Here is a 24,883-nt window from a genome sequence, read left to right on the forward strand (position 1 = left end):
CCGGCCCGCGCCCCCGGCCCCCCCCGCCCCCCCCGCCCCGCGGGGGGGGGGGGGCGGCCGGGGGGGCCGCCCCCCCCCCCGCCCGTCCCACCCGTCGTCAGACCCACACCACCACCCGAGAGGACCGCCGCCGATGCCCACGTGGACGCTCTCGGTCAGCCCCGCCGCGGAGACCGCCCTGCCGGCCGTCGACGTCACCGTCGAGGCCCAGCCGCACGCCACGGTCGCCGACCTCGCCCGGGCCCTCGGCGGCCACCTCGCCCCGGACCGCCGCGAACTGCTCGTCGTGCCGACCAGCGCCGGCCGCCCCTGGCCGGCGGCAACCCGCCTCAGCGAGTGCGCGATGCGCACCGGAGACCTCGTCGACGTCGTCACCGTCCCGGCCGGATGGCTCGAGCGCCCCGCGCCGGCCCGCGAGGTCCGGGCGGTCCTGCGCGTCGTCGACGGTCCCGACGCCGGGCGCACCGTCGGCATCACCACCCCGTCGGTCGTCGTCGGCCGGGCCGCCGACGCCACCGTTCGCCTCACCGACCCGCTCGTCTCGGCCCGCCACGCCCGCCTCGACCTCACCGGCGAGCCGACCGTCGTCGACGAGGGCTCGGCCAACGGCACGCTGGTCGACGGCGTCCGCGTCACCCGCGCCACCCCGCTGCCCGTCGGCACCCCGGTCGTCGTCGGCGGCACGACGTTCGTCCTCGACCGCGACGCCACCGCCGACCCGGCCTCCGACTCGGTCTACCGCAGCCCGCGCTTCGGGCCGGCGCTCGAGGTCGACGACCTCGAGGTGGCGTCGCCGCCGACGAAGCCGAAGCCGACGCCGCTGCAGTGGGCGATGGTCGCGCTGCCGGTCGTCATGGGCGTCGGGCTCTACCTCCAGACCCGCAGCCCGTTCGCGCTCACCTACGTCTTCGCCTGGCCGATGGTCATGGCCACCGGCTGGTGGCAGCAGCGCCGGGCCGCCCGCAAGGAGCACGAGGCGGCGCTCGCGGCCTGGCGGCGCCGGCTGGCCCGCACCACCGACCGGCTCGACGCCCAGGCCGCCGAGCAGCACCGCCGCGCCGTCGAGGACCATCCGGACCCGCCGGTCCTGCTGCGGCGGGCCGGCAACCGCGACGGCAGCCTCTGGGTGCGCCGCGAGGACGGCCCCGACTTCCTCGCGGTGCGCGTCGGGCGGGGGCCGGTGCCGGCCCTGCTCACCGCCACGCTGCGCGAGGGCGGCGACGAGGAGGTCACCGAGGAGGTGCAGGCCGAGCTCGAGCGGCGCCGCACCGTCCCGGACACCCCGGTGCTCGCCCCGATGGCCCTCGGCGGGCTCGTCGCGGTCGTCGGACCGGCCGACGAGGTCGACGCCGCCGTCCGGGCGATGGTGACCCGCGTCTGCCTCGACCACTCGCCGGTCGACGTCTCGGTGGCCGCCGTCCTCTCGCCGGCCCGCGCCCACCACGAGACGTGGCTGCGGTGGATGCCGCACGCCCGCCCGCGCGTCGGGGGCGAGCCGTCGATCGCGGTCGGCGCGCCGGACGGCCAGCGCCTCCTCGACCGCCTGCTCGCCGAGGACGGCGGGCACGGCCACACGGTGCTCGTGGTCGACGCCTCGGCCGGGCTCCAGCGGCGCAGCCTCGAGGCCGCGGCCGCCGTCGCCGCCGAGCGCCGGCTGCACCTCGTCGTCCTCGGTGAGGACGCCGCCACCGTGCCCGCGAGCACCGACCTGCTCCTCGACCTCACCGAGCGCCACCTCTCCGTTCGGGACCGCGGGGGGCGCCAGGGGCTCGGCTCCACGGACGCCCTCGCGCTCGGGGACGCCTGGCGCGCAGCCCGGCTCGTGACCTCCAAGGTCGACGAGGCCGCCGTCCTCCCCGCCGACTCCGCCCTCCCGGCCCGCGTCCGCCTCCCCGAGCTGATGGCCGACCTCGCCGACCTCGACGACGTCGAGGCGGTCATCGGCCGCTGGGGGTCGAGCACCGGCCTGCGGGCCCAGGTCGGTGCGGGCGTCGACGGCGTCGTCACCCTCGACCTGCGCGAGGACGGCCCGCACGGTCTCGTCGCCGGCACGACCGGCTCGGGCAAGTCCGAGCTGCTCCAGACCCTGCTCTGCTCGCTCGCCGCGAACACGCCGCCGAGCCGGCTGACCTTCCTCCTCGTCGACTACAAGGGCGGCGCCGCCTTCCGAGAGTGCGCCGACCTGCCGCACACCGTCGGCTACATCACCGACCTCACGCCGGCCCTCGTGCAGCGGGCACTCACCTCGCTCGGCGCCGAGATCGCCCACCGCGAGGAGCTACTCGCCGAGCACGGCGCCAAGGACCTCGTCCACCTCGAGCGCGAGCACCCCGAGCTCGCTCCGCCGAGCCTGCTCATCTGCATCGACGAGTTCGCGGCGCTGACCGCCGAGGTCCCCGACTTCGTCGAGGGGATGGTCAACCTCGCCCAGCGCGGGCGCTCGCTCGGGATGCACCTGCTGCTCGCGACCCAGCGGCCGGCGGGCGTCGTCACGCCGGCCATCCGCGCGAACACCGACCTGCGCATCGCGCTGCGCATCGCCTCCGACGAGGACAGCCGCGACGTCATCGACACCCCGGACGCCGCGCACATCTCGCGCCGGACGCCCGGCCGGGCCTGGGTGCGGCGCACCGGCCACGGCACCGCCGAGATGGTGCAGGCCGCCTGGGTCGGCGCCCGCGAGCCGCTGCGCACCGAGAGCGCCGCAGCCCTCGTCCGGCCGTTCACCGCGGCCCGGCCGGCCGAGGGCACCGGGCGCGGCACGGGCTCGGAGCGGCTCGACCCGCGCACCGACCTCGACCGCTGCGTGCGCACCATCCGGGCCGCGCACGACCGGCTCGGCTCGCCCGACCCGCGCCGCCCGTGGCTGCCCGCGCTGCCGGCCGAGCTGCTCCTCGACCCGGCGGCCGTCGTCGCCGACGCGACCACCACGGGCAGCGGCCGGGTGCCCCTCGGGCGCGCCGACGACCCGCAGCGCCAGACCCAGCCGGGGCTCGTCGTCGACTACGCGGCGACCGGGCACCTCCTCGTCCACGGCGCCTCGGGCAGCGGCAAGACCGAGCTGCTGCGCAGCGTCGCGGCGGCGGCCTCGCTCGTCGACGCGCACGCCCCGGGGTCGGTCGCGCCCTACGTCTACGGCATCGACCTGGCCGGCGGCGGGCTCGGGGTCCTCGAAGCGCTGCCCACCGCCGCGAGCGTCGTCGGCGAGCAGCACGTCGGGCGCATCATGCGGCTCGTCCGCGTGCTGCGGGCGACCGTCGAGGACCGGTCGGCCGCCCTCGCCGCGGCGGGCGCCGCCGACCTCGCCGCGCTGGCCCGCGCCGGCCGCCCGCTGCCCCGGGTGCACCTGCTCGTCGACAACCTCCCGGCCCTGCTCGACCTGCTCGACGGGGGCGGGGCGGTGCGGCGGGCGCACACCGAGATGCTCCAGGCCGTCCTGCAGAACGGACGTCGCGTCGGCATCCACGTCACGGCCACCGCACCGGGCCGGGGCGGCGTGCCGACGGCGATGGCGGCGGCCTTCGGCACCCGGCTCACGCTGCGGATGCCGACCGAGGACGACTACGTGATGCTCGGCGTCCCGCACCGGCTGCTCGACGCGGAGTCGCCTGCGGGAGCGGCGGTCTGGTCCGGGCGCCGCGCGCAGGTCGCGACGGTGGCCGGGGGAGCGGGCACCGTCGAACCCGGCCAGCTCGAGGAGGTCGCGACCCTGCTGCGGACCGCCGTCGACGGCCGGGCCTCCGGTGCCGTACCACCGATGCCGACTCTCGTGCCGGCCCACGCGCTCCCCGCCCCCGAGGGCTCGCGGGTGGCCGTCGGTGTGCTCGCCGACGACGTCTCGCCGCTCGTCGTCGACCTGCTCGGCGGGCCGGTGCTCGTCGCCGGGCGGGCGCGCTCCGGTCGCACGTCGGTGTTGGCCGGGCTCGCCTCGCTCGCGTCCCGCAGCAGCGAGCCGCCCTCGGCCGCAGCGTGGTTCGGCATCCGGGCGCCCGAAGGCCCCCAGCACCTCGCCGACCCCGACGCCCTGACGACGTGGCTCGAGGAGCGGCTGGCCTCCCAGCGCGCCGGGGCCGCCTGGGACCTCCTGCTCGTCGACGACGCGCACCGCCTCGACCGCGACCTCGAGCACCGCCCGGAGCTCGCCGCGCTCGTGGCCCTCGTCGAGCGGGCCGCCCAGCACCGGGTGGCGGTCGTCGTCGCCGCCGACGCCGACGACGCCCGCACCCGCTCGATGAGCCCCGGAGTGGTCCAGTCCGTCCGTCGGTCACGCCGCGGTCTCCTGCTGCAACCGGACGGTCTCGACGGTACGGTTCTCGCGGTCACGGTCCCCACGCAGTCGGTGGAGCCGCTGACCGGCCCCGGGCGGGGGACCTGGTGCGCCGACGGCGTCGTCACCCCCGTCCACGCCGTCACCGACGTCGAAGGAGCACCGCGATGACCGCCGCCGCCACGAGCCCCTGGGCGACCGAGAGCGAGGTCGCCGAGTTCCGGGCCGTCCGCGAGCGGGTCGCCGACGCCGTCGAGGTCGCCGTGCACGGCAAGCGGCACGTCGTCGACCTCTGCCTCCTCGCGGTCTTCGCCGGCGGTCACGTGCTCCTCGAGGACGTCCCCGGCACCGGCAAGACGACGCTCGCCCGGGCTGTCGCGGCCTCGCTCGGCGGCACCGCCCGTCGCGTCCAGTTCACCCCCGACCTGCTGCCCTCCGACGTCACGGGCACGACCGTCTTCCACCCCGCGGACGGGTCCATCCGGTTCCGCCCCGGGCCGGTGTTCGCCAACGTCCTGCTCGCCGACGAGGTCAACCGCGCCGCGGCCAAGACCCAGGCCGCCCTCCTCGAGGTGATGGAGGAGCGCACGGTCACCGTCGACGGCACGGCCCACCCGGTGCCCCGGCCCTTCCTCGTCGTCGCGACCCAGAACCCGGTCGACCTCGACGGCACCTACCGGCTCCCCGAGGCCCAGCTCGACCGCTTCCTCGTGCGCACCGCGCTCGGCTACCCCGACTCCGAGCACGAGCTCGACGTCCTGCGCCCCGGCAGCACCGCGGGCGACGTCGACGACGTCCCGACCGTCACCGACCCGGAGGAGGTCGAGCGCTGGTCGGCCGCCCTCGCTCGCCTGCACGTCGCCGAGCCGATCCTTCGCTACGTCCGCGAGCTCGGGGCGGCCACCCGCGCCGACGACCGCGTGCGGCTCGGCGCCAGCACCCGCGGCCTGCGCTCACTCGTCCGGGCGCTCCAGGTGCACGCCGCCGCGCAGGGCCGGCACTACGTCGTTCCCAGCGACGTGCAGCGCCTCGCCGAACCGGTTCTCGCGCACCGGATGATGCTCACCCGCGACGCCGCACTGGCCGGTCACACGACCGCCGACGTGCTCGGTGCCGCGCTCGAGCAGGTGCCCGCGCCGCAGCCCACGGCGGGCTGAGGACGCCCCGATGGGCCCCGGCCGCCTGCTCGCGAGGACGCTGCGCCGGTCGACGCTGACCGGTCGCGGTGCCGTCGCGCTGCTCGCCGGCCTGGCTCTCGTCACCCTCGCCGTCGTGACCCGGTGGTGGGGGCTGCTCGGGGTCGGTGCCGCCCTCGTCGTGCTCGTCGCCGTCGAGGTCGCGGCGGTCCGGGGCGAGCGCCGGCTCGTCGCCACCCGCACCGTCGAGCCGCTCGTCGTCCAGCGCGGCACCCCGGCCCGCTGCGTCGTCACGGCCCACCTGCCGGGCGCGCGGCTGCCGCTGCGGCGCGAGGCGGTCGACCTCGTCGACGGCGCCCGGCGGCCGGTCGCGCTCGACGGCCCGCGCGCCGGTGGGCCGGCCGGTGCCGCGTACGACGTCGAGACCCCGCGCCGCGGCCTCGTGACCATCGGCCCGCTCGTCGTCCGCAGCCTCGCGCCGCTCGGGCTCGCGGGCGTCGTGCAGGAGGTCGGGCAGGTCCGGCAGCTGCGCGTGCTGCCACGGCCGGTGCGCCTCGACACCCTGCCCCGCGGCACGCGGCGGGCCGCCACCGGACAGGACGAGCGGGTCGAGCAGGGCGGCACCGACCTGGTCGGCCTCCACGAGTACGTCGCCGGCGACGACCTGCGCCGCCTGCACTGGGCGAGCAGCGCGCGCACCGGCACCCTCATGGTCCGCGACGACGCCGACCCCGCCCTCCCGCACGTCCTCGTCCTCCTCGACGACCGCGCGGGGTCGTACGCCGACGACGAGGAGTCGTTCGAGGAGGCGGTCGACTTCGCCGCCGGGCTCGTCGAGCGTGCGGTCGCCGACGGCCGGCACGTCCGCCTCCAGACCCTCGGCGGGCAGGTCGACGTCGACGTCCCCGCCCGCACCGCGCTCGCCGGCGGGCCGGCCGACCGCCGCGCGTCGCACGCCCTCGCCGAGGTCACCCTCGCCGACACCGCGCACGTCGCGTCGGTCAGCTCGCGCGACCTCGACGTCGCCGTGCTCGTCACGGGGCAGGGCATCGCCGCCACCGAGGTGGCCGGGGTGCTCGCGTCCTCGGCCGTACCGGTGCTCGCGCAGGTCGAGCCTGCTCCGGAGTCGCCGTTCGGCGCCGTCGGGTCGGTGCCGGTCGTGCGCGGCGCGGCGGCCGGGCTGCTCGCCGCGGCGTGGGAGGTGGTCCACGGATGACCGCCGAGTCCGCGCCGACGCGCTCCACTGCCGGTGTCCCGGAGGTCGGCTGGGCCGTGCTCGTCCTCGTCGTCGGTGCCGTCGGCCTCGCGCAGGCCTACCGGGGATGGCTGCCGGCGCTCGTCCTCGGGGGCACCGCCGCGGCCGGGGTCCTCGTCGTCCTCGCCGGGCGGGCCCTGCGCACCTCGACCCTCGTCACGACGCTCGCGGCGCTCGCCCTCCTCGTGCTCGGCACGACCCTGCTCCTGCGCGCCGGTGACACCGCCGCAGGCGAGCAGCCCTGGCGCCTGCTCGCCGACGCCGTGCCGCGGCTCGTCACCGGTCCGCGTCCGGCCCCCGCCGCCCCCGACCTCCTCGCGCCGAGCGTCCTGCTCACCGGGCTGGTCTCCGTGCTGGCCGGCGTGCGCCTCGGACGTCCCTCGCGGCTGCGGGCCAGCGCGCCCGTGGGGGCGGCCGTCCTCCTCGTGGCCGGCGCCGCCCTGACCGCCGGGGCCGCGGACCCGTACGGTCTGCTCGCCGTCGTGCTCGTCGTCGTCACCGTCCTCGGCTGGGGTCTGCTCGACCGACCCCAGCGCTCGCCCGGCGCTGTCCCGCACCGGAACCGGGAACTCGTCGTCGCCTCGGTGGCGCTGGCCCTCGTCGCGGTCCCGGTCGTCGTCGGCGGGGCCGTCCTCGCCCGCGACGACGCCTTCGACCCCCGGAGCGTCGTCGAGCCGCCGGTCACCGACGTCACGGTCGCCAACCCGATGCCGATGCTCGACGCGTGGGCGCGCGACCCGCAGCGCGAGCTCTTCACCGTCGAGGGTGCCGTCTTCCCGCTGCACCTCGCCGTCCTCACCGAGTACGACGGGGCGGCCTGGGCGGCCCCGTCGGCGTTCCGCCCGCTCGGGGAGGCCGAGGCGCTCCTGCCCGCGGGCGAGAGGCAGGCCGAGGTCGACGCGCAGGTCACCGTGGTCAACCTCCCGGCGCCGTGGCTGCCGGTCAGCGGGTCACCGGAGACCGTCGACCGGGCGAGCGCCCTCGTCGACGTCGACTCCGGCTCGCTCATCGACCCCCGCGTCCGGAGCGGGACGGCGTACCGGGCGCTCGGGCTCGTCGACGCCCCCGACGAGGCCGCCGCGACCGCCGCGGGCCTGCCCGACCCGGCGACGGTCGGCGGCCTGCTCGCGACCCGCGGTCTCCCGGACGGCTTGCGGCAGTACGCCCTCTCCGCCGTCGAGGGCACGGCCGCCCCGTTCGCGCGGGCCAAGGCCGTCGAGGCGGCGGTCCGGGGCAACCGCACGCTCGACCCCACCGCCCCCGGGGGCTCGTCCTACCGTCGGATGCAGACCTTCCTCCTCGGCGACGAGGGCACGCCCGGCGCGCAGGCCGGCGGCTCCGAGCAGTTCGCCACGGCGTTCGCGGTGCTGGCCCGCGCGGCCGGCCTCCCGACCCGCGTCGTCGTCGGCTTCACCCCGGGCACCGAGGACACCCGCACCGGGGTCCGCACGGTGCGCGGCGAAGACGCCCTCGCCTGGCCGGAGGTCTACTTCACCGGCGCCGGATGGGTGCCGTTCTCTCCGACACCCGACCTCGCCGACCTCGGCCCCGACGTGCCCGACGACACCCCGATCCCCAGCGCCGCACCGACCCCCGTCCCCGAGCCGTCGACCGCGGTCACCGTCGACGTCACGGCCCCCGGTGCCGCCGCGTCGGGTCCTGACCTCACGCCGCTCGTCCTCGGGGGCGGCGCCGTGCTCCTCGTCGTCGCGGCCCCGCTGCTCGTCCTCGGGGCGCTGCGGGCCCGGCGGCGGAGCGCCCACCGGCGGGCGGGGGCGCGGGGGTCGTGGGCCGAGCTCCTCGACGTCGCCGACCTCGCCGGCCTGCGGGCCCACCCCGGGCAGGACGCCCGCGAGCTCGCCACCGCCCTCGACGCCCGCGCGGGCGACGGGCGGCGCGCGGCCACGGTCGTCGCCGCCGCGGAGGCCGAGGCGTGGTCGCCGGAGGGGTCCTCGCCGGCCGCCGGCGACCCCTGGCAGACCGCCCGGAGCATCGCCCGGGCCGTCCGGCGGCGGACCTCCGCCGGGCGCCGGGCCACCTGGGGCGTCCACCCGCGCCCGCTGCGCGCCGGAGGCACCCGGAAGGTTCCGCTCCCACAGCGGTTGAGGGAACCGGCCGCCGTCCCGCAGGATGACCACGAGCGCTGGGCCCCGGAGTCCCGCGCGGACCGGGAGGACTGACGATGCGCCTGCTGCCCCAGCGACTGGTGCCGCCGATGCTGCGCCGCTCGCGCGACCGCGGGTCGGCCGAGATCGGGGTCGCCCTCGTCGCGGCGGCGGTCGTCGCCGGCTCGCTCGTCGGCACCGGGGTCGCGCGCACGGCCGTCGAGGTCACCGACGGCGTCACGTGGCTCGCCGACTCGCCGACCGGGCAGGTCGTCGAGATCAACCCGTCGACCCTCGAGCCGCAGTCGGCCGCCCTCGTCGGCCTGCCCGGCCAGCAGCTCGTGCTCTCCCAGGACCGCGGCCGGCTCGTCGTCGCCAACCGGGCCACCGGAGCCCTGACCTCCATCGACCTCGCGACCCTGCTGGCCAGCGGCCGCCGCGACGCCACGCCCGGCGACGCCGTCACCGTCCTCCTCGACCACGGCCGGGCCTTCCTCGTCGACCGCGGCGTCGGCCTCGTCGCGAGCATCGACCCCGTCACCCTCGCCACCCGCGGCCGGGTCTGGCTCGCGCCGAAGGGGTTGCGGGACGCCACGATCGACGGCAAGGGCTCGATGTGGGTCGCCTCCGGTGACGACGCGCTGACCCGGCTCACCTGGTCCGAGGCCTCGCTCGCGTTCACCTCCGAGGAGACGCACGCGCTGACCCGCGTCGGCACGACGGTGCGGCTCGTCGCGCACGAGCGGGGCGTCACCGCTGTCAGCCCGAGCACCGGTGCCATCGTCCAGGTCGGCACCGGACACGACCTCGTGAGCGCCGCCCCCCAGATGCGCGGCCCGATCTCGCCGGCGCAGTCCTCCTCGAGCAGCCTCGTGCCGGTCTCGGTGCCCGAGCGCGACGTCGTCGTCATCGTCCGCGACGGCGCGACCGTCTCCGAGGTCCGCACGGCCGCGCTGGGATGCCCCCGGCCCGGGGCCCCCGTCGAGCTCCACGGGGTGGTGTACGTCCCCTGCCCGAGCACCGGGCGGGTCATCCGGCTCGACGGCAACGGCGCAAAGGCCGGCCCGGACATCCTCACCGGCAAGGGCGCCCCCGAGCTCGTCGTCGACGACGGCGCGCTCCTCGTCAACGTCCCGGGCTCGACCAAGGGCGTCAAGGTCTCGGCCGACGGCACGACGACCTCGTTCGTCCGCTTCGACGAGACGATCAAGCCCGCGGACGTCGACCGCGACCCGGCCAAGGACGACAAGAAGGCCGAGGAGAAGGCGAAGAAGGACCGGGAGAAGGACCGCGACCGCCCGAAGAAGGACCCGCCGCGCTACGACCCCGGCAGCGGCGGCCTGCCGACGAACACCCCGGACGGCCCGAAGCCGACGCACACGAGCACGCGCACGACGACCCCGACGCCCGGTGGCACCGGCGGGTCCGAGGAGCCGCCGTCCGCGCCGACCCCGGCCCCGAAGGCCCCGGTCATCACCGACGCGCGGGCCACGGGCTCGGGCTCGGCCTCGGTCACGTGGACCCAGCCGGGTGCGGGGGCCAGCTCGTACGACGTCCTCGTCGGCGGCTCGGTGGCCGTCACCGTGTCCGGGTCGACCACCTCGACGACGCTCACCGGCCTCGCGACCGGCTCGACCGTGCAGATCACCGTCCGCGGCACGTACGCCGGCGGCCGGACCGTCGCCTCCGCCCCGGCCGCGGTGACGCCGGCCGGTGCGCCGGGCGCCCCGGGTGGGGTCGCGCTCTCGGAGACCGCCCGCAGCCGCACGTCCGCGACGTTCGCGGTGTCCTGGAACGCCGCCGGTGACAACGGCAGCGCCGTCACCCGGTACGCGGTCTCCGCGACCGGCGCCCACGGGTCGGACACCTGGAGCGGCTCGACCCGCTCGGCCAGCGTCACCGTGCCCTGCGACTCGGGGTCGGCGTCGTGCGGCTCGGTCAGCGTCTCGGTGACCGCCACGAACGCCGTCGGCACCGGTCCGGCCGGCACCGCCTCGGCCGCGGTGAGCCCGACGCCGGGTCTGGCGTTGCCGCCGGCGGGTGCGACGGTCGTCGCCTCGCAGGTGTCGGAGGGCGCCGACGACGAGTTCGACTACGAGCGCGTCACGACCCTCACCCTCACGCCCCCGGCCGGGTGGGCGAGCTTCGGCGGGGTGTGCTCGGTCCGCTACACGACCGCGTACACGAGCGGTCCGGCCACGGTGCCCTGCAGCGCGACGAGCCTGCAGGTCACCTCGACCCGGCTCTCGGAGGCCAGCCGCCGCAGCAACCACGGCGTCGTCATCCGCGCCTACGACCCGGCCACGCCCGGCACGTACGTCGAGTCCGCGACCTTCACGTGGAGCCTCGTCTGGCCGATCGACGTCTGCGGGACCGGCGGCAAGATCTGCCCCTGACCCGGCGGGTCGCCGCGGCTCGCCGGGCCGGACGTCGCGGCGCGGAAGGTATCAGCCGCCGGCCACGCGGCCTCTTGGAGGTGCACCCCGTGCACTCCTCCAGGACGGAGCCCGCCATGACCACCGACCCGTTCGACACCGGCCCGACCGGCACCTTCCGTGCCCTGTGCCGTGACTACCCCGACGGCACCGTCTTCCGCGGCGCCGACGGCTTCCGGTCGCTGTGGGGCCCGGTGTTCTACCGCGGCCGGGCGAACGGCACCGCCCGGCTGCTCGTCATCGGGCAGGACCCGGCGCAGACCGAGGCGGTGACCCGTCGCTGCCTCTCGGGCCAAGCCGGCCGGCGGGTGCAGGGCTTCGTCGAGAAGCTCGGCTACACGCGGCGCTACCTGATGGTCAACGCCTTCCTCTACGGCATCTACAACCAGTCGATGGCCCTGCCGCACCTGCTCGACCCCGCCATCCAGGCCTACCGCGACGCGTGGCTCCTCGCGGCGCTCGCGCCGGGCAAGGTCGAGACGGTCGTCACCTTCGGCACGCCGGCCTTCAATGCCTGGACGGCCTTCACCGCGACGCCGGCGGGGGCCGCGGCGAGCGCCGGCGTGCTGTTCCACAAGGCGCTGCACCCGACGGCCGACAAGCCCGGGGGGCCGATCACGCGCCAGGACCTGCTCGACAACTGGAACGTCGCCCTCCAGTTCCTCCACCCGCAGGTGCAGAAGCCCGACGTGAAGAAGCCGCTCGTCCCGTACGGCAGCGACTTCACCCCCGCCGAGCTGCCGGAGATCCCCGCCCGCGACCTGTCGTTCGGGTTCCCGGCGTGGATGCGCAGCACCGACTTCTGGGCGTCGATGTCGCCGACCCCCGGCACCGAGCGGGCGAACATCTCGGTCGAGGTGCCGTAGAGCGTCTGGGTCGGGCCGCGGTCGGTGCGGGTCAGGCGGGCCGGTGCGCGAAGACGATGGCCCCGGGCACGTCGTCGTCCGGGCGCAGGAGCAGCTCGGCGTCGATCTCGAACCCGCTGTCCCGCAACCACGTCGACACCTGACGGGGTGTGCGCCGGTGGGTGTCGACGCCGATGGACCGGCCGCTGTGGCCCTCGGTCGTCCGCCGGGTGCCATCGCCGACGTGGAAGCCGACGAGCACCGGCGCGCCGGGGCGCAGGACGCGGCCGAACTCGTCGAAGACGCCGGGGACGGCGTCGTCGGGCACGTGGATGACCGACCAGAAGGCGAGGACGCCGCCGAGCGAGGCGTCGGCGAGGGCGAGGCCGGTCATCGTCCCGACGGTGAAGTCGAGGTCGGGATGGTCCTGCCGGGCGCGGGCGACCATCCCGGGTGAGAGGTCGATGCCGAACGCGTCGATGCCGAGGTCGCACAGGTGGCGGGTGACGTAGCCCGGGCCGCAGCCGACGTCGGCCACCGGCCCGCCGCCGGCGTCGGCGACCGAGTCGGCGAAGAGGGCCAGGCCCGCGCGCAGGGCCGGGTTGCCGTCGAGGAGGCCGGTGACGACCTCGGCGTACGCGTCGGCGTCTGTGTCGTAGGAGTCGCGGGCCTCGTCGAGCCAGTCGTCGGGCATCAGTCCATCGCCTCGATGCCGAGCTCGGCCAGCTCACCGGACGAGTCGCGGATCCGTTGCACGAGAACGGCGTCCGGTGGTTCCCAGTCCATGACCTCCTCGACGACGCGGACCCCCTCGGTGGTGCGGTACGAGCGGGTCGGGTTGCCGGGGAAGCGCTTGTCGGTGACGTTGGGGTCGTCCTCGAGCTCGCCGAGCGGCTCGACCCGGTAGACGCGCGGCGGCCCGTCGCCGCGGGCGAGCTCGGCCGCCAGGGGTGCGCCGTTCGCCGAGGCCGTGACGTAGATGTGCTTCAGGGGACGGCCCGTCCCGTAGTTCGAGCGCCACCCCGGCGCCAGCACGTCGCCGGGCCGGACGTCGGCGCGGGTGCCGTGGAAGAACGGGCCAGGGTCGTCGACCACCCGCCGCGGCGGGGGAGGGTCGCGCAGCAGCACGTCGAGCCGCCGCACGAGCGCCGCCACCCGGGTGCGCCCCTCCGGCGCCCGCGGGTAGCGCGACAGGACGTCGAGGACTACCGGGGTGGCGCGCCGTGCCGCGGCGTCGACCACGTACTCGGCGACCACCGGGTCGTCGCCACGGTGCAGCTCGGCGGCCCGTGCGGCGTGCGCGGCCGCGCCGAGGAGGTGCCGCAGCTGCGTGGCGTTGCCGAGCGGGTGCAGGTAGGCGGATGCGGCGGCGTCACCGGCAGCCGTCGCCGCGTGCCGGGCGGCCTCGGTGGCGGCCTCCCGTCCGGCGCGGTGGGCGTCGGTCGCGGTGTGCCGCTGGAGGTTCGAGCGCGGCGCCCCCTCGGCGAACACCCGGGCCGCGGCGATGGCCGCCCGCGGCCGGTCGTCGTCGGGATGCGTGCGGTCCCAGACGACGAGGGCCTGCTCGGCGCAGTCGGCGGCGTACCCGGCGACCGCGCGCAGCTCGTCCGCCGTCAGCTCGAAGTCGGCCACCCGCTCGAGTCTGGCACGGCGCGGGGCCTCACACCGGATGGGCATCGCGGCGGACGCGGTAGCGCAGGTGGGTCACCTCGCGCCCCTGCACGACGCGCGGCGGCTCGAGCTCGACCGGGCCGGCGAGGTCGTCGAGGCCGTCGAAGAGCCGGCGCCCGGCGCCGAGGAGCACGGGCACGACGTGCACCTGGACCTCGTCGAGCTCGCCGGCGCGGATGAGGGCGCGGGCGGCCCCGGCACCGTGGACCATCACGTCCCGGTCGCCGGCGCCCTCGCGGGCCTCGGCCGCACACTCGGCGACGTCGGTGTCGAAGCGCGCGGTCCCCGGGGGCACGTCGCCCTCGTCGACGTGGTGGGTGAGCACGAGGATGGGGACGCCGTCGTGGTGGTCGCCGCCCCAGCGGCCGGCGAGCTCGAAGGTGCGGCGCCCGGAGATGATCGCGCCGGTCGCGACGCTCTCGGCGTACACCTCGCCGTCCGGTCCGGGCCCGTCGCGGTCGTCGAGCCAGTCGAAGAGGCGGAAGCCGCCCCTGCCCATCTCCTGTCCGGGCCGGTCGTCCGGGCCGGCGCAGAAGCCGTCGAGGGACATCGTCATGTCGAGGCGGATGGCGTTCATGCGGTGGGCTCCTCGGGGTCGGTGGTGCGCTCGGGTGGGGGCGCGAAGTCGGCGCGGGTCATCGCGACGGGGTGGCCGGCCGGCCACTCGACGAGCTCGAGGTGGTGGCCGTCCGGGTCGGGCACGGTGGCGGTGAGCGGGCCGTCCGGGCCGCCGGGCGTCTCGAGCTCGCCGACGGGCAGGCCGGCCGCGAGCAGGCGGGTCCGGGTGGCGCGCAGGTCGTCGACCTGCACCGCGAGGTGGTCGAGGCCGCCCGGGTGCACGGGTCCTCGGGCCGGGGTCTCGACGAGCTCGAGGCACACTTCCTCGGCGCCTGGGGCGGCGAGCATCGCCATCCGGGTGTCGTCGGTCTCGACGCGTCCGACCACCTCGAGGCCGACCGTCTCGTAGAAGTCGACGGACGGCTCGAGGGCGCCGACGCGCAGGGCGGGGAACAGGACCTTCATGCACGGACCGACCGGTGGCGGGCCGCGAACTCATCGGTCCCGGCCCGCCCGGTGTCAGCCGCGGTCGTGGAGCGTCACGTGGTAGCCGTCGGGGTCGGCGAAGGTGAAGGTGCGGCCGAAGGGGCCGTCGATGGGGTCACTGACGATGGTGTGGCCGTCGGCGACGAGGGCGTCGTGGATGTCCTGGACGTCGTTGGCGTGCAACCAGATCGCGGCGCCGAGGCCGGGTCGCGGGCCGGCGTCGAGGTCGGTGCCGGGCACCACGTCGCGCAGCGCGAACGCGATCGGGGTGGTGGCGAAGACGACGGCGTGCGGCGGCCCCTCGGGGGAGCGGACGAGGCCGAGGTAGCGCTCGTAGAACTCCTGCGACGCGTCGAGGTCGCGGGCCTGGAGCGAGATGAAGTCGGGTCCGGTGGCAGGCATGGTGGTCTCCTCACTGTGTGTCAGTCCTTCTGACACCTATGACGGTATGTCAGGCTACTGACATGGCCCCTGACCGAGTCGGCGTCGACCTCGAGACCTCCCACGGCTACCTGCTCAAGGAAGCCTCGAGCGCCCTGCGGTCGGCGATGGAGGAGGTGCTCGCCCCGCTCGGGATGACGGTGACGCGCTACTCCTGCCTCGAGCTGCTGGCGCAGCGGCCGGGGCTGTCCAACTCGGAGCTCGCGCGCGGTGCGTTCGTCACGCGGCAGTCGATGAACGTCCTGCTGCGGGCCCTGGAGGCGGAGGGGCTCGTGACCCGGCCCGCCGAGGCGCCGGTCGGGAAGGTGCTACCCACCCGGCTCACGCCCCTCGGCCGGCGCCGACTCGCCCGGGCGTCGAAGGCGGTCCGGGAGGTCGAGGTGCGGATGCTCTCCGGCCTCACCAACGCAGAGCGCACGGCCGCCCTCGACATCCTGCGCAGCATGGTCACCGCCCTCCGCGCCGACTGAGTCGACACCGGGGCCTAGGGACGGCCTCGACGGACGCGTCGTCCACGACTACACGGTGCGCCGGACCAACCGCGGCACCGAGGTCACCGTCCGGACGCACGCCGGACGGCACACCCTCACCGTCACCACCGGACGGGGGGCGCCGACGACCGGAGCGGTCGGCCGTGGTGACGCGGCCGACCGCTCCGGGACGCTCAGGCCGGCTGGTCGAGCCGGACCGGCATGAGGATCGAGAGCGCGTCCTGCCGTGCCGGGTCCCGGATGGCCAGGGGCGAGATGGGGTCGTCGATCGCGAGGGTCAGCTGGCCGCTGGATCCGAGCGCCTGGAGGAGGAAGTCGCGGTTCACGCCGACGACGAGCACCTCGGGGTCGTCGGACGGGCCGACGTGCACGCCGTCGGCGCCGAGGCCGAGGCGGCTGACGTCGAAGGTCACGCCGTCGCGCTCGCGGGTCTGGGTCTCGGTGCCGCCGGCGTCGAGGGCGGCGCGCAGGGCGGCGGCGTCGACGGGCACCGGCTGTTGGCCGACCTCGAGGAGGCTGCGGTAGGCCGGGAAGTCGACGTCGGACACCTCGGCCCGGACGGTGCCGCCCGCGCCGGTCAGGGTGATGGTGCCGCGGTCGATGACGACGTCGAGGGTGCCGGTGTGCCGGCCCTCGGTCAGCGCGTCGACGGCCTCGGTGGGGAGCAGCAGGTGCAGGCCCGGGTCGCCGTCCGTGGGGACGGTGGTCGTGCTGAGCCGGTACCGGTCGGTGGCGACGACGCGGAGCAGGCCGTCCTCGCTGTCGAGGTAGACCCCGTTCAGGCGGGGCTCGGCGGGGTCGTCGCTGACGGCGTGCCGGACCTCGTGCAGGGCGCGGACGAGGTCGGCGGCGGGCAGGGTGCATCGGTGCATGGGGGTCTCCGTGGTCTCGAGCAGGTGATGGACGGCGGAGATCTCCCTGCGGGCATCGGCCAGCCCGGCTTCCAGACGCCCGACGTGGGCGGCCAGGATGGACGGCGCCTCGTGTGGCGCGGCCAGCACGGCCCGGATGTCGTCCAGCGGCAGCCCGACCCGTCGCAGGTGCGCCACCACCCGAGCCGGGCGGACCTGGCTCGGGAGGTAGTAGCGGTACCCGGACGACGGGTCGACCACCACGGGCGGCAGCACGCCGGCGGTGTCGTAGAAGCGCAGGGCACTGACGGGCAGGCCGCTCAGTGCGGACAGCCGACCGATCCCCAGCAGCTCGTTCTCCATGTCCCGGACCCTTCCGTCTCGACCTGCTCGAGGGTCAAGCCCGGCCATCATCACAGCGTCGCCCGACAGGCCTGTCGCCGTCCGCGACATCCACGGCACATCCGGACCACGCGAACGCTAGACCCGACAGTCGGTGTGGAACAGCCCCGTCAGGCGGCGAAGAGACGCAGGGCGCGAGGTCCCATTCTGCGGAGGACGCAGGGGTGCGCCTCGGCTCGGTGGTGGCAGCGCTCTGGTAGTCGATGCCGTGGTGCCCCTGGCGCGCGTCGCGATGCGGTCCCGGTGACGCCCCAGGTCCTGGAGGCCTTCGGTCCAGCGAGCGAGGGCACGTCGTTTGATCAGCGTCCCGGGGCTCGACTCGGTCGTGGCATGGACGCGCACGCTCGGGAGGGTCTCGTGAGTGTCACCGAGGGCGTACGGTCAAAGTACCGCCGAGCCGCGATGCCACATCCGACATCGCTCTGCCGGTTACGGGGTATCCCGATGAGAGGACCAGTCATGGCTGTCGACCGAGGACTGTTGGCGACGTTGAAGGCCAAGCCCGGCAAGGGGGATGAGCTGGGAGAGTTCTTGAGGAAGGGCCGAGGGCTGGCAGCTCAGGAGGACGGCACCGTCACCTGGTACGCGTTTCGACTCGACGACACGACGTACGGGATCTTCGACACCTTCGAGAGCGAAGACGCTCGCCAGGCCCACGTGAACGGCCAGATCCCGGCGGCACTCCAGGATGTCGCCTCAGATCTGCTGGCCGAGGATGCCGTGATCTCACCGATCGACGTGCTCGCGGTCAAGTAGCGATCCGCCCGCTCGGCTGGACCGTCGCCCCTTGGCGGCGGAGTGGGCAGGTCCTTGGCTGCGAGTATGAGCACATGGGTGTCGCCGAGCCGCAGACGGAGCGTGTGCGGCTGGACCGGCCCCTCACGACCGACGCACCCGGGGTGCTTGCGATCCTCGGGGATGCGCGAACCGTTGAGCACAACCCCTCGGAGCTGCTGAGTGACGAGGGTGGGGCCGCTGAGCTCGTCGGCCGGTGGATCCGCCATTGGGACGAGCACGGCTTCGGCTACTGGTACGCACGGCTCCTTGGCGAGGACCGCATCATCGGCTACGTCGGGGTGAAGCGCATGACCGTGCGGGACCGGCCGGTCCTGAACCTCGTCTACCGTCTGGCGCCCGACGCTTGGGGGCGGGGGCTCGCCACCGAGGCCGTCGCGGGCGTCGTGTCCAGAGTCACGGAACAGATGCCGGCCGAGGTGATCCTGGCGCGCGTACGGCCCGGGAACCTGGCGAGCCAGAACGTCGCCGTGAAGGTCGGGCTCCGTCGCGACATCGCGTTGGACGAACACGGCGAAGACGGCCTGGACTGGGCCTACACCAACAGGGTCCTGTCGTAGGGCATCCACCGGCTGACGTCGGTGGATGGCAACTCCGACCCCCGGCCACCGGGGCCGGAGCCAACCTGCCTGGCGGCTCGGCTCGGTCGACTCGCGGCGGAGTGCCGCGTATCGCGGACGCCTGTCCTCTCGGACGGTATTGCGGTACTACCCGAGTAGGATGAGGGTGTGAAACTCAGCATCAGCCTCCCCGACGAGGACGTCGTCGCTCTGGACCGCTACGCCCGAGCCGCCGGAATCACCAGCCGCTCCGCGGCCATCCAGCGTGCGATCCGACTCCTGAGCCAGCCGGAGCTCGACGACGCCTATGCCGCCGCCTGGGACGAGTGGGAGGCCTCCGGCGACGCCGCCACATGGGAGGAGACCACGGCGGACGGGCTCACCGATGCTGCGCGGTGAGATCCGACTGGTCGACCTCGACCCGGCCCGCCACGGTGAGGCGAACAAGCGCCGGCCCGCCGTGGTGGTCAGCAACAACCGCGCCAACGCCACCGCCGCCCGTCTCGGTCGCGGCGTCGTCACGGTCGTGCCCGTGACCAGCAACCTGGCCACCGTCTACCCGTTCCAGGTCGCCCTGCCCGCCGAGGAGACGGGGCTGCGGGTGGACTCCAAGGCGCAGGCCGAGCAGGTCCGCTCCGTCTCCGTCGAGCGCCTCGGGCAACCCCTGGGGCTCGTCCCGATCCCGCTCATGGAGAAGCTGGACGACGCGCTTCGACTGCACCTCCAGCTCTGACCGCGCCCCGGCCACGTCGCCCCTCGGGCAGCGGAGAGGGGCATCCTCGTCCGGTGCGACAACGGCACGGTCAACGGTGGTCGGGACCCCGCCTCGTCGCGTTGCGGATCGCTGCCACTGCCTTCGGACACCCGATGGGAGGATCGACCGCCTCATGACCCGGTCGATCCTCCCATCAATCCGACGCCATTGAGCGGGAGCCCTATCTGCGCGACGTGAAATGGGGGGCCGTCGGTCAGGGGGAGGGGTCGAGGCAGCGCTGGGCGCTGGTGGCGGCGGCGGAGCCGTCGAAGGCGCCGACGACGTAGCAGACCTGCGTCGCCGACGGATCGACGCCCTCGACGACGCCCTTGGTCGTGCCTGGCGGGAACTGCGCGACGACCTTCGGCTCGGGCAGCCCGACCTGGGTGACGAAGAAGGTCACCTTCCCCTGCGACGGGTCGGTCCACTCGAGCGCCACGCTCGTGCCGCCGGCCCGGGCGTCGACGATGACCGGCCGCAGCGCCGGCTCCTGCACCGGCGGGACCGGCGTCGCGGAGATGCTCGGGTCGAGGCTGGCCGTCGGCACCGTGTTCGCCGTCGGGGTGCGTGACGGCTGCGCGGCCGGCGTGCCGTTCCCGTCGGTGACGAGGACAAGGGTGATGCCGATGGCGGCGCCGGCGACGAGGCCGAGCGCGACCCGTCGGCCGGGGGTGCCGAGCATCCCGCGCCGCGACGGAGCCGCCGGGGCGACCACCGTCGACGGGTCGTCCGCGGGCGGAGCCGGTACGGCACCGGTCGGCTCGGCGTCGCGGGGCTCAGCAGCGGTGTGGGCCAAGGCAGAGACCGCCGGGGCGGGTGCCGCAACAGCCTCCGGCGGCGGGCCCGGCGGGACGGACGGCGTCACGGGCTCGTCGACCGGAACGGGCACCGAAGTGGGTTCTGGCACAAGCGGTGTGAGTGCCGACCGGTCGTTCGTCACCGGCTCGGGGGCCTCGACCGGCGTGGTCACCGAAGAGCCAGCCGTGGGGGCCCATCCGCTCGACGCACCCTCGACGCGGGACAGCTCGTGGAGCAGCTCCTCGGCGGTCGCGATGCGCAGAGCCGGGTCCTTCGCGAGGCACCGCCCGATGACATCGGCCAGCCCGGGCGGCAGGTCACCCCGCGCCAGCACCCGCGGAGCCTCGGTGCGCACCCGGCGCAGGTAGGCCAGCGCGGTGTCGTCGGCCGGGTCGTCGGAGGCGAACGGCGGACGCCCGTCGAGCAGCGTGAAGAGCGTCGACCCCAGCGACCACACGTCGTCGGCCGCGGTGGGCGGCAGACCGTCGAGCACCTGCGGCGCCGCGTGCCGGTACGAGAACTGCTCGACCGACGCCGTCGCCCCCGAGTCGGCGAGCCGGGCGATGCCGAAGTCGGCGAGCACCCACGACGTCGGCAGTACGAGGATGTTCTGCGGCTTGACGTCGCGGTGCAGCACGCCCTGCCCGTGCGCGAAGGCCAGGGCATCCGCGATGACCTTCCCGACCCGCACGACGTCGGCCGCGGGCAGCGGACCGGTGGCACGGAGGGTGTCCTGCAACGACCCTCGCTCGAGGTACTCCATGACGATGGCCGGCCGGCCGTCCGCGGTCGTGCCGGTGTCGAGGACCGTGACGATGTGCGGGTGGAGCCGGCCGAGCCGAACGGTCAGCTCGAGCTCGCGCGCGAAGCGGGCCGCCGTCGCGGGGTCGTCGACCTGGAGGACCTTGACGGCGACGTCGCGCCCGAGCGCCTTCTGCCGGGCGCGGTACACGACGCTGTCGGCGCCGCGGGCGACCTCGACCGCGCCGTCGTACCCGGGCAGCAGCTCGGGGCCGGCGGTGGGCGCGGCCGAGGGCTCCGGGGGACGCCAGGCGTCGTCGGTGCTCACCGTGCACCCCCCGACAGGCTGCTCTCCACCGATCCCCTTCCGCGTCCGCTGCGACTCGCCGTCATGGTATGGCCCTGACGCCGAGCCCGCCCGATCGGCCATGATCGTCCCCGTGCAGGGAATCCCGGTCGTCCTCGACGTCGACACGGGCGTCGACGACGCCTGTGCCCTGCTGCTCGCCGCGCTCCACCCGGGGCTCGATCTGCGGGCCGTCACCTGCGTCGGCGGCAACGCCCCGCTCGTCGACGTCGTCCGCAACACCCTCACCGTGCTCGAGATGGTCGGGCGCACCGAGGTCCCCGTCGGCATCGGGGCCGCGCGACCCCTCCTCGAGGACCCCGTCGACGCCCGCCACGTGCACGGCTCGGACGGGATGGCCGACCTCGGCCTGCCGAGCCCGGCGATGCGCCCCGACGAGCGCATCGCCGTCGACCTGCTGCGCGACACCATCGAGGCCTCCGCGGACGAGGGCCGGCCGCTCACGCTCGTGCCCCTCGCACCGATGACCAACATCGCCCTCCTCGCCCGGCTGCACCCGCACGCCTTCCGGCGCCTCGGCCGCGTCGTCTTCATGGGCGGCGGCGCGAACGTCAGCAACGCCACCGCCGCAGCCGAGTTCAACGTCTTCCACGACCCCGAGGCCGCCGCCGTCGTCCTCGACGCCTGCGCCGTGCACGAGGTGCCGGTGACGATGTACGGCCTCGACGTCTTCTACGAGCCCAAGGTCACCGACGCCCACGTCGCCCGGCTGCGCGGCATCGACACCGCCGCCGCCCAGCTCGCCGCGGCGCTCATCTCCTTCCACCACCGGCGCTTCGCCAGCGACGGTGCGACCATCGGTGACGCCGGAGCGGTGGCCACCCTCCTCGCCCCCGACGCCGTGCGCACCGAGCGCCGGCCCGTGCGGGTCGAGCTCTCCGGCACGTGGACCCGCGGCCGGACCATCGTCGACACCCGGGACTGGAGCGGTGACATGGCCCACGACCCCCACGGACCGGCGCCCGCGAGCGTCGACGTCGCCCTCGAGGTCAACGGGCCCTGGCTCGCCGACGTCTGGCTGCGCACGGTCGGCGGTGAGGACTGGTGAGCGGGCGGGTCCTCGTCCTCGGGTCGCTCAACGTCGACCTCGTGACGCGCGTCGAGCGCCATCCGCGCCCCGGCGAGACGGTGCTGGGGGAGGGGCTGCGCCGACTCGCCGGTGGCAAGGGCGCCAACCAGGCCGTGGCCGCAGTGGAGGCCGGCGCCGACGTCGCGATGGCCGGCTGCGTCGGCGACGACGACGGCGGCCGGGCCTACCGGGCGCGCCTGGAGCGCCTGGGCGTCGACGTCACGGCCGTCCGCGTCGTCGACGGCCTCGAGACCGGGCACGCGCTCATCCAGGTCTCCGACGACGGCGAGAACTCGATCGTCGTCGTCCCCGGCGCCAACCACGCCCTCGACGAGCGCGAGGTCGCCGCCGTCGACGCGCTCGGCCCGGGCGACGTCCTCGTCCTCCAGCTCGAGGTGCCGTTCGCGGTCGTCTGCACCGCGGCCCGACGAGCCGCCGGCCGCGGGGCGCGGGTCGTCCTCAACGTCGCCCCGTGGGCCTCCCTGCCCCCGGACGTCGTCGCGCTCGCCGACCCCGTCGTCGCCAACGAGCTCGAGATGGCCGCGCTCGCCGAGGCCGGCGCCCAGCCCGCCTCCCTCCTCGTGACCTTCGGCCCCAACGGCGCCTCGTGGGACGGCGTCTCGGTGCCGGCGCACGCGGTCGCGGCCGACGAGGTCGCAGACACGACCGGCGCGGGCGACGCGTTCTGCGGGGCGCTCGCTGCCGCCCTCGCCCGCGGCGCCGACCGCGAGGAGGCGATGGACGCCGCGCTGGCCGCCGGGGCCGCCGCCGTGCGCCGGGAGGGCGCCCAGCCCGATCCCTACCTGTGAGTAACTTCCTGACCCCTGAGGCCCCGGAGGGCGTGCCCGTCGTGTCATCGTGACGACATGGCCGCCACCGACGCCGTCCGCACCGACGACCCCACCCGCCGCGCGCCGGCACCCCTCGCCGCCGACCCGGCCGTCCTGCGCGCCTTCCTCGACGGCCCGCATGCCGCCGTGCGCGACGAGGTCCGCGACGCCCTCGTCGAGCACGCCGCCCTCCTCGACGAGCGGCTCGACCTGCCCCGTGCCGAGCTGCGCCGCCGCGTGCGCGACCTCGTCGTCGAGATCGGCTCGAGCGGCCGTGCGGCACACGGCTTCCCGCGCGAGTACGGCGGGGGTGGCGACATCGGCGCGTCCATCGCCTCGTTCGAGACCCTCGCGTACGGGGACCTCTCGGTCCTCGTGAAGTCGGGCGTGCAGTTCGGGCTGTTCGGCGGGGCGGTGCTCCAGCTCGGCACCCGCCGCCACCACGAGCGCTACCTGCCGGACGTCCTCACCGGCCGCCTCCTCGGCTGCTTCGCGATGACCGAGACCGGCCACGGCAGCAACGTCCAGGCCCTCGGCACGACCGCCACCTACGACCCCGACACCGACGAGCTCGTCATCCGGACCCCCGACGACGCCTCGCGCAAGGACTACATCGGCAACGCCGCCGAGGACGGCGAGCTGGCCGTCGTCTTCGCCCAGCTCGAGGTCGGCGGTGAGGGCCACGGGGTGCACGCCGTGCTCGTCCCCATCCGGCGCGACGGCGAGGTGCTGCCGGGCGTGCGGGTCGAGGACTGCGGCGCCAAGCTCGGGCTCGAGGGCGTCGACAACGGCCGACTCTGGTTCGACGACGTGCGCGTGCCGCGCGAGAACCTCCTCGACCGGTTCGCGACCATCGACCCCGACGGCACCTACCGCTCGAGCATCGAGAACCCCAACCGCCGGTTCTTCACGATGCTCGGCACGCTCGTCCAGGGCCGGGTGAGCGTCGGCGGCGGCGCGGTCGCGGCCTCGAAGGTCGCGCAGGAGATCGCCGTCCGGTATGCGTTGCGGCGCAGGCAGTTCGAGGCCGGGGCGGGCTCGGAGGAGACCCTGCTCCTCGACTACGGGATGCACCAGCGGCGTCTCCTGCCGCTGCTGGCCCGCACCTACGCGCTGAGCTGCGCGCAGCAGGAGGTCGCCCGCCGGCTGCACGAGGTGTTCTCGCACGACACCCCCGAGGCCGACGACCGGGCCCGGCGCGCGCTGGAGTCGCGGGCGGCCGGCACCAAGGCGCTGACCACGTGGCACGCCAGCGAGGCCATCCAGGAGTGCCGCGAGGCGTGCGGCGGCGCCGGCTACCTCGCCGCCAACCGGTTCGCCGCGCTCAAGGCCGACACCGACGTCTTCACGACGTTCGAGGGCGACAACCACGTGCTGCTCCAGCTCGTCGCCAAGGGCCTGCTCACCGACTACTCGTCCGACTTCGAGGACCTCGACCAGTTCGGGATGGTCCGCTTCGTCACGGGGCTGGCCGTCGACACCCTCGTCGAGCGCACCGCCGCCCACCAGCTGCTCGAGCGGATCCGCGACGTGCTCCCCGGCGGCCGCGACTCCTGGGACACCGAGGCCGGCATCCTCGACCCCGACTACCAGCTGGCGATGCTCCGGTTCCGCGAGGAGCACCAGATCGCCGGGGTCGCGCGCCGGCTCAAGGCCGGCGTGGGTGCGGGGACACCGGCCGGCGAGGTGTTCAGCGCGGTGCAGGACCACGTCATCGCCGCCGCCCGCTCGCACGTCGAGCGCCTGGTCCTCGAGGCCTTCGTCGAGCGGGTGCGGGCCGAGCCGCCGTCGCCGAGCCGCGACGTCCTCGCCGCGCTCTGCGACCTCCACGCGCTGGCCACCATCGAGGCCGACCGCGGCTGGTTCCTCGAGCACGGACGGCTGTCGGCGCCGCGCTCGAAGGCCATCACCCGCGAGGTGTCGGCCCTGCTGCGCCGGCTGCGGCCGGTCGCGCTCGAGCTGGTCGAGGCGTTCGGCATCCCGTCCGAGGTCCTCGGCGCGCGCGACCTCGTCGGCCCCTGACGGG

Annotated in this window: 21 protein-coding genes; 14 read left to right on the plus strand and 7 right to left on the minus strand. The window is 75.6% G+C overall.

Features of this window, described 5'->3' with window-relative positions; all coding sequences use genetic code 11:
• The first annotated feature begins 133 nt into the window (after positions 1–133).
• From JQN70_RS16225 to JQN70_RS16250, 6 genes are all read left to right on the plus strand, one after another.
• Entirely contained in the window at positions 134–4,438 is a 4,305-nt protein-coding gene (locus JQN70_RS16225) for a type VII secretion EssC family protein (protein WP_204132421.1), read from the plus strand.
• Positions 4,435–5,424 (plus strand): AAA family ATPase, encoded by a 990-nt coding sequence (locus JQN70_RS16230; protein WP_204132422.1) that lies wholly within the window; start codon positions 4,435–4,437, stop codon positions 5,422–5,424. The genes JQN70_RS16225 and JQN70_RS16230 overlap by 4 nt, the downstream gene beginning before the upstream one ends.
• Before the next feature lie 10 nt (positions 5,425–5,434).
• On the plus strand, positions 5,435–6,619 hold the full coding sequence (locus JQN70_RS16235; RefSeq protein ID WP_204132423.1) for a DUF58 domain-containing protein: 1,185 nt from the start codon (positions 5,435–5,437) through the stop codon (positions 6,617–6,619).
• A complete protein-coding gene (locus JQN70_RS16240; protein WP_204132424.1) occupies positions 6,616–8,838 on the plus strand; it encodes a transglutaminase-like domain-containing protein in 2,223 nt (740 codons plus the stop codon). The genes JQN70_RS16235 and JQN70_RS16240 overlap by 4 nt, the downstream gene beginning before the upstream one ends.
• Positions 8,839–8,840: 2 nt before the next feature.
• Positions 8,841–11,159 carry a fibronectin type III domain-containing protein gene (locus tag JQN70_RS16245; protein WP_204132425.1) on the plus strand — a complete coding sequence of 773 codons (2,319 nt, stop codon included), beginning with the start codon at positions 8,841–8,843 and terminating at the stop codon, positions 11,157–11,159.
• Positions 11,160–11,275: 116 nt separating this feature from the next.
• Positions 11,276–12,064, plus strand: coding sequence for a uracil-DNA glycosylase family protein (locus tag JQN70_RS16250; RefSeq protein WP_204132426.1), 789 nt, complete (start codon positions 11,276–11,278; stop codon positions 12,062–12,064).
• Positions 12,065–12,095: 31 nt separating this feature from the next.
• On the opposite strand, the gene JQN70_RS16255 is transcribed toward JQN70_RS16250, so the two are convergent.
• The 5 genes from JQN70_RS16255 to JQN70_RS16275 are packed head-to-tail and all read right to left on the minus strand — an operon-like array spanning position 12,096 to position 15,160.
• Entirely contained in the window at positions 12,096–12,737 is a 642-nt protein-coding gene (locus JQN70_RS16255; protein WP_204132427.1) for a class I SAM-dependent DNA methyltransferase, read from the minus strand.
• Positions 12,737–13,675 (minus strand): NAD(+)--rifampin ADP-ribosyltransferase, encoded by a 939-nt coding sequence (gene arr, locus JQN70_RS21065; protein WP_307836036.1) that lies wholly within the window; start codon positions 13,673–13,675, stop codon positions 12,737–12,739. Before arr ends, JQN70_RS16255 begins: the two co-directional genes overlap by 1 nt.
• Before the next feature lie 28 nt (positions 13,676–13,703).
• Positions 13,704–14,291: a dihydrofolate reductase family protein gene (locus JQN70_RS16265; RefSeq protein WP_204132429.1), complete on the minus strand. Its 588-nt coding sequence runs from the start codon at positions 14,289–14,291 to the stop codon at positions 13,704–13,706.
• The gene (locus JQN70_RS16270; RefSeq protein WP_204132430.1) at positions 14,288–14,737 is read right to left on the minus strand and encodes a VOC family protein; all 450 of its coding nucleotides are present in this window, start codon (positions 14,735–14,737) and stop codon (positions 14,288–14,290) included. Before JQN70_RS16270 ends, JQN70_RS16265 begins: the two co-directional genes overlap by 4 nt.
• A 54-nt stretch (positions 14,738–14,791) precedes the next feature.
• Entirely contained in the window at positions 14,792–15,160 is a 369-nt protein-coding gene (locus tag JQN70_RS16275; RefSeq protein WP_204132431.1) for a VOC family protein, read from the minus strand.
• A gap of 62 nt (positions 15,161–15,222) precedes the next feature.
• Between JQN70_RS16275 and JQN70_RS16280 the strand changes: the two genes are divergently transcribed.
• Positions 15,223–15,669 (plus strand): MarR family winged helix-turn-helix transcriptional regulator, encoded by a 447-nt coding sequence (locus tag JQN70_RS16280; protein WP_204132432.1) that lies wholly within the window; start codon positions 15,223–15,225, stop codon positions 15,667–15,669.
• A 194-nt stretch (positions 15,670–15,863) separates the two neighbouring features.
• On the opposite strand, the gene JQN70_RS16285 is transcribed toward JQN70_RS16280, so the two are convergent.
• On the minus strand, positions 15,864–16,904 hold the full coding sequence (locus tag JQN70_RS16285) for a DNA polymerase III subunit beta family protein (RefSeq protein ID WP_204132433.1): 1,041 nt from the start codon (positions 16,902–16,904) through the stop codon (positions 15,864–15,866).
• Positions 16,905–17,402: 498 nt separating this feature from the next.
• On the opposite strand from JQN70_RS16285, the gene JQN70_RS16290 reads away from it, so the two are divergent.
• The 4 genes from JQN70_RS16290 to JQN70_RS16305 all read left to right on the plus strand — a co-directional run bounded on the left by JQN70_RS16290 (position 17,403) and on the right by JQN70_RS16305 (position 19,031).
• On the plus strand, positions 17,403–17,699 hold the full coding sequence (locus JQN70_RS16290) for a putative quinol monooxygenase (RefSeq protein WP_204132434.1): 297 nt from the start codon (positions 17,403–17,405) through the stop codon (positions 17,697–17,699).
• A gap of 74 nt (positions 17,700–17,773) precedes the next feature.
• The gene (locus JQN70_RS16295; RefSeq protein ID WP_204132435.1) at positions 17,774–18,298 is read left to right on the plus strand and encodes a GNAT family N-acetyltransferase; all 525 of its coding nucleotides are present in this window, start codon (positions 17,774–17,776) and stop codon (positions 18,296–18,298) included.
• A gap of 168 nt (positions 18,299–18,466) precedes the next feature.
• Positions 18,467–18,697, plus strand: coding sequence for a ribbon-helix-helix domain-containing protein (locus JQN70_RS16300; RefSeq protein WP_204132436.1), 231 nt, complete (start codon positions 18,467–18,469; stop codon positions 18,695–18,697).
• Positions 18,684–19,031, plus strand: a complete 348-nt coding sequence (locus tag JQN70_RS16305; protein ID WP_204132437.1) for a type II toxin-antitoxin system PemK/MazF family toxin — start codon at positions 18,684–18,686, stop codon at positions 19,029–19,031. Before JQN70_RS16300 ends, JQN70_RS16305 begins: the two co-directional genes overlap by 14 nt.
• 235 nt (positions 19,032–19,266) lie before the next feature.
• On the opposite strand, the gene JQN70_RS16310 is transcribed toward JQN70_RS16305, so the two are convergent.
• On the minus strand, positions 19,267–20,919 hold the full coding sequence (locus tag JQN70_RS16310; RefSeq protein ID WP_204132438.1) for a serine/threonine-protein kinase: 1,653 nt from the start codon (positions 20,917–20,919) through the stop codon (positions 19,267–19,269).
• Between the two features lie 112 nt (positions 20,920–21,031).
• Here JQN70_RS16310 and JQN70_RS16315 point away from each other — a divergent pair, with 112 nt between their 5' ends.
• The 3 genes from JQN70_RS16315 to JQN70_RS16325 are packed head-to-tail and all read left to right on the plus strand — an operon-like array spanning position 21,032 to position 24,879.
• The gene (locus JQN70_RS16315) at positions 21,032–22,006 is read left to right on the plus strand and encodes a nucleoside hydrolase (RefSeq protein ID WP_307836037.1); all 975 of its coding nucleotides are present in this window, start codon (positions 21,032–21,034) and stop codon (positions 22,004–22,006) included.
• Positions 22,000–22,836, plus strand: coding sequence for a ribokinase (locus JQN70_RS16320; protein ID WP_204132517.1), 837 nt, complete (start codon positions 22,000–22,002; stop codon positions 22,834–22,836). Before JQN70_RS16315 ends, JQN70_RS16320 begins: the two co-directional genes overlap by 7 nt.
• Positions 22,837–22,893: 57 nt before the next feature.
• The gene (locus tag JQN70_RS16325; RefSeq protein WP_204132440.1) at positions 22,894–24,879 is read left to right on the plus strand and encodes an acyl-CoA dehydrogenase family protein; all 1,986 of its coding nucleotides are present in this window, start codon (positions 22,894–22,896) and stop codon (positions 24,877–24,879) included.
• The last annotated feature ends 4 nt before the right edge of the window (positions 24,880–24,883 follow it).

Origin of the sequence: Phycicoccus sonneratiae (genome assembly GCF_016887965.1) — a bacterium.
Classification (GTDB): domain Bacteria; phylum Actinomycetota; class Actinomycetes; order Actinomycetales; family Dermatophilaceae; genus Phycicoccus; species Phycicoccus sonneratiae.

What these genes read in the sequence shown, in the direction of transcription:
- JQN70_RS16225 (WP_204132421.1), top strand. Translation starts at nt 134, where the DNA reads ATGCCCACGTGGACGCTCTCGGTCAGCCCCGCCGCGGAGACCGCCCTG.
- JQN70_RS16230 (WP_204132422.1), top strand. Translation starts at nt 4,435, where the DNA reads ATGACCGCCGCCGCCACGAGCCCCTGGGCGACCGAGAGCGAGGTCGCC.
- JQN70_RS16235 (WP_204132423.1), top strand. Translation starts at nt 5,435, where the DNA reads ATGGGCCCCGGCCGCCTGCTCGCGAGGACGCTGCGCCGGTCGACGCTG.
- JQN70_RS16240 (WP_204132424.1), top strand. Translation starts at nt 6,616, where the DNA reads ATGACCGCCGAGTCCGCGCCGACGCGCTCCACTGCCGGTGTCCCGGAG.
- JQN70_RS16245 (WP_204132425.1), top strand. Translation starts at nt 8,841, where the DNA reads ATGCGCCTGCTGCCCCAGCGACTGGTGCCGCCGATGCTGCGCCGCTCG.
- JQN70_RS16250 (WP_204132426.1), top strand. Translation starts at nt 11,276, where the DNA reads ATGACCACCGACCCGTTCGACACCGGCCCGACCGGCACCTTCCGTGCC.
- JQN70_RS16255 (WP_204132427.1), bottom strand. Translation starts at nt 12,737, where the DNA reads ATGCCCGACGACTGGCTCGACGAGGCCCGCGACTCCTACGACACAGAC.
- JQN70_RS16265 (WP_204132429.1), bottom strand. Translation starts at nt 14,291, where the DNA reads ATGAACGCCATCCGCCTCGACATGACGATGTCCCTCGACGGCTTCTGC.
- JQN70_RS16270 (WP_204132430.1), bottom strand. Translation starts at nt 14,737, where the DNA reads ATGAAGGTCCTGTTCCCCGCCCTGCGCGTCGGCGCCCTCGAGCCGTCC.
- JQN70_RS16275 (WP_204132431.1), bottom strand. Translation starts at nt 15,160, where the DNA reads ATGCCTGCCACCGGACCCGACTTCATCTCGCTCCAGGCCCGCGACCTC.
- JQN70_RS16280 (WP_204132432.1), top strand. Translation starts at nt 15,223, where the DNA reads ATGGCCCCTGACCGAGTCGGCGTCGACCTCGAGACCTCCCACGGCTAC.
- JQN70_RS16285 (WP_204132433.1), bottom strand. Translation starts at nt 16,904, where the DNA reads ATGGAGAACGAGCTGCTGGGGATCGGTCGGCTGTCCGCACTGAGCGGC.
- JQN70_RS16290 (WP_204132434.1), top strand. Translation starts at nt 17,403, where the DNA reads ATGGCTGTCGACCGAGGACTGTTGGCGACGTTGAAGGCCAAGCCCGGC.
- JQN70_RS16295 (WP_204132435.1), top strand. Translation starts at nt 17,774, where the DNA reads ATGGGTGTCGCCGAGCCGCAGACGGAGCGTGTGCGGCTGGACCGGCCC.
- JQN70_RS16305 (WP_204132437.1), top strand. Translation starts at nt 18,684, where the DNA reads ATGCTGCGCGGTGAGATCCGACTGGTCGACCTCGACCCGGCCCGCCAC.
- JQN70_RS16325 (WP_204132440.1), top strand. Translation starts at nt 22,894, where the DNA reads ATGGCCGCCACCGACGCCGTCCGCACCGACGACCCCACCCGCCGCGCG.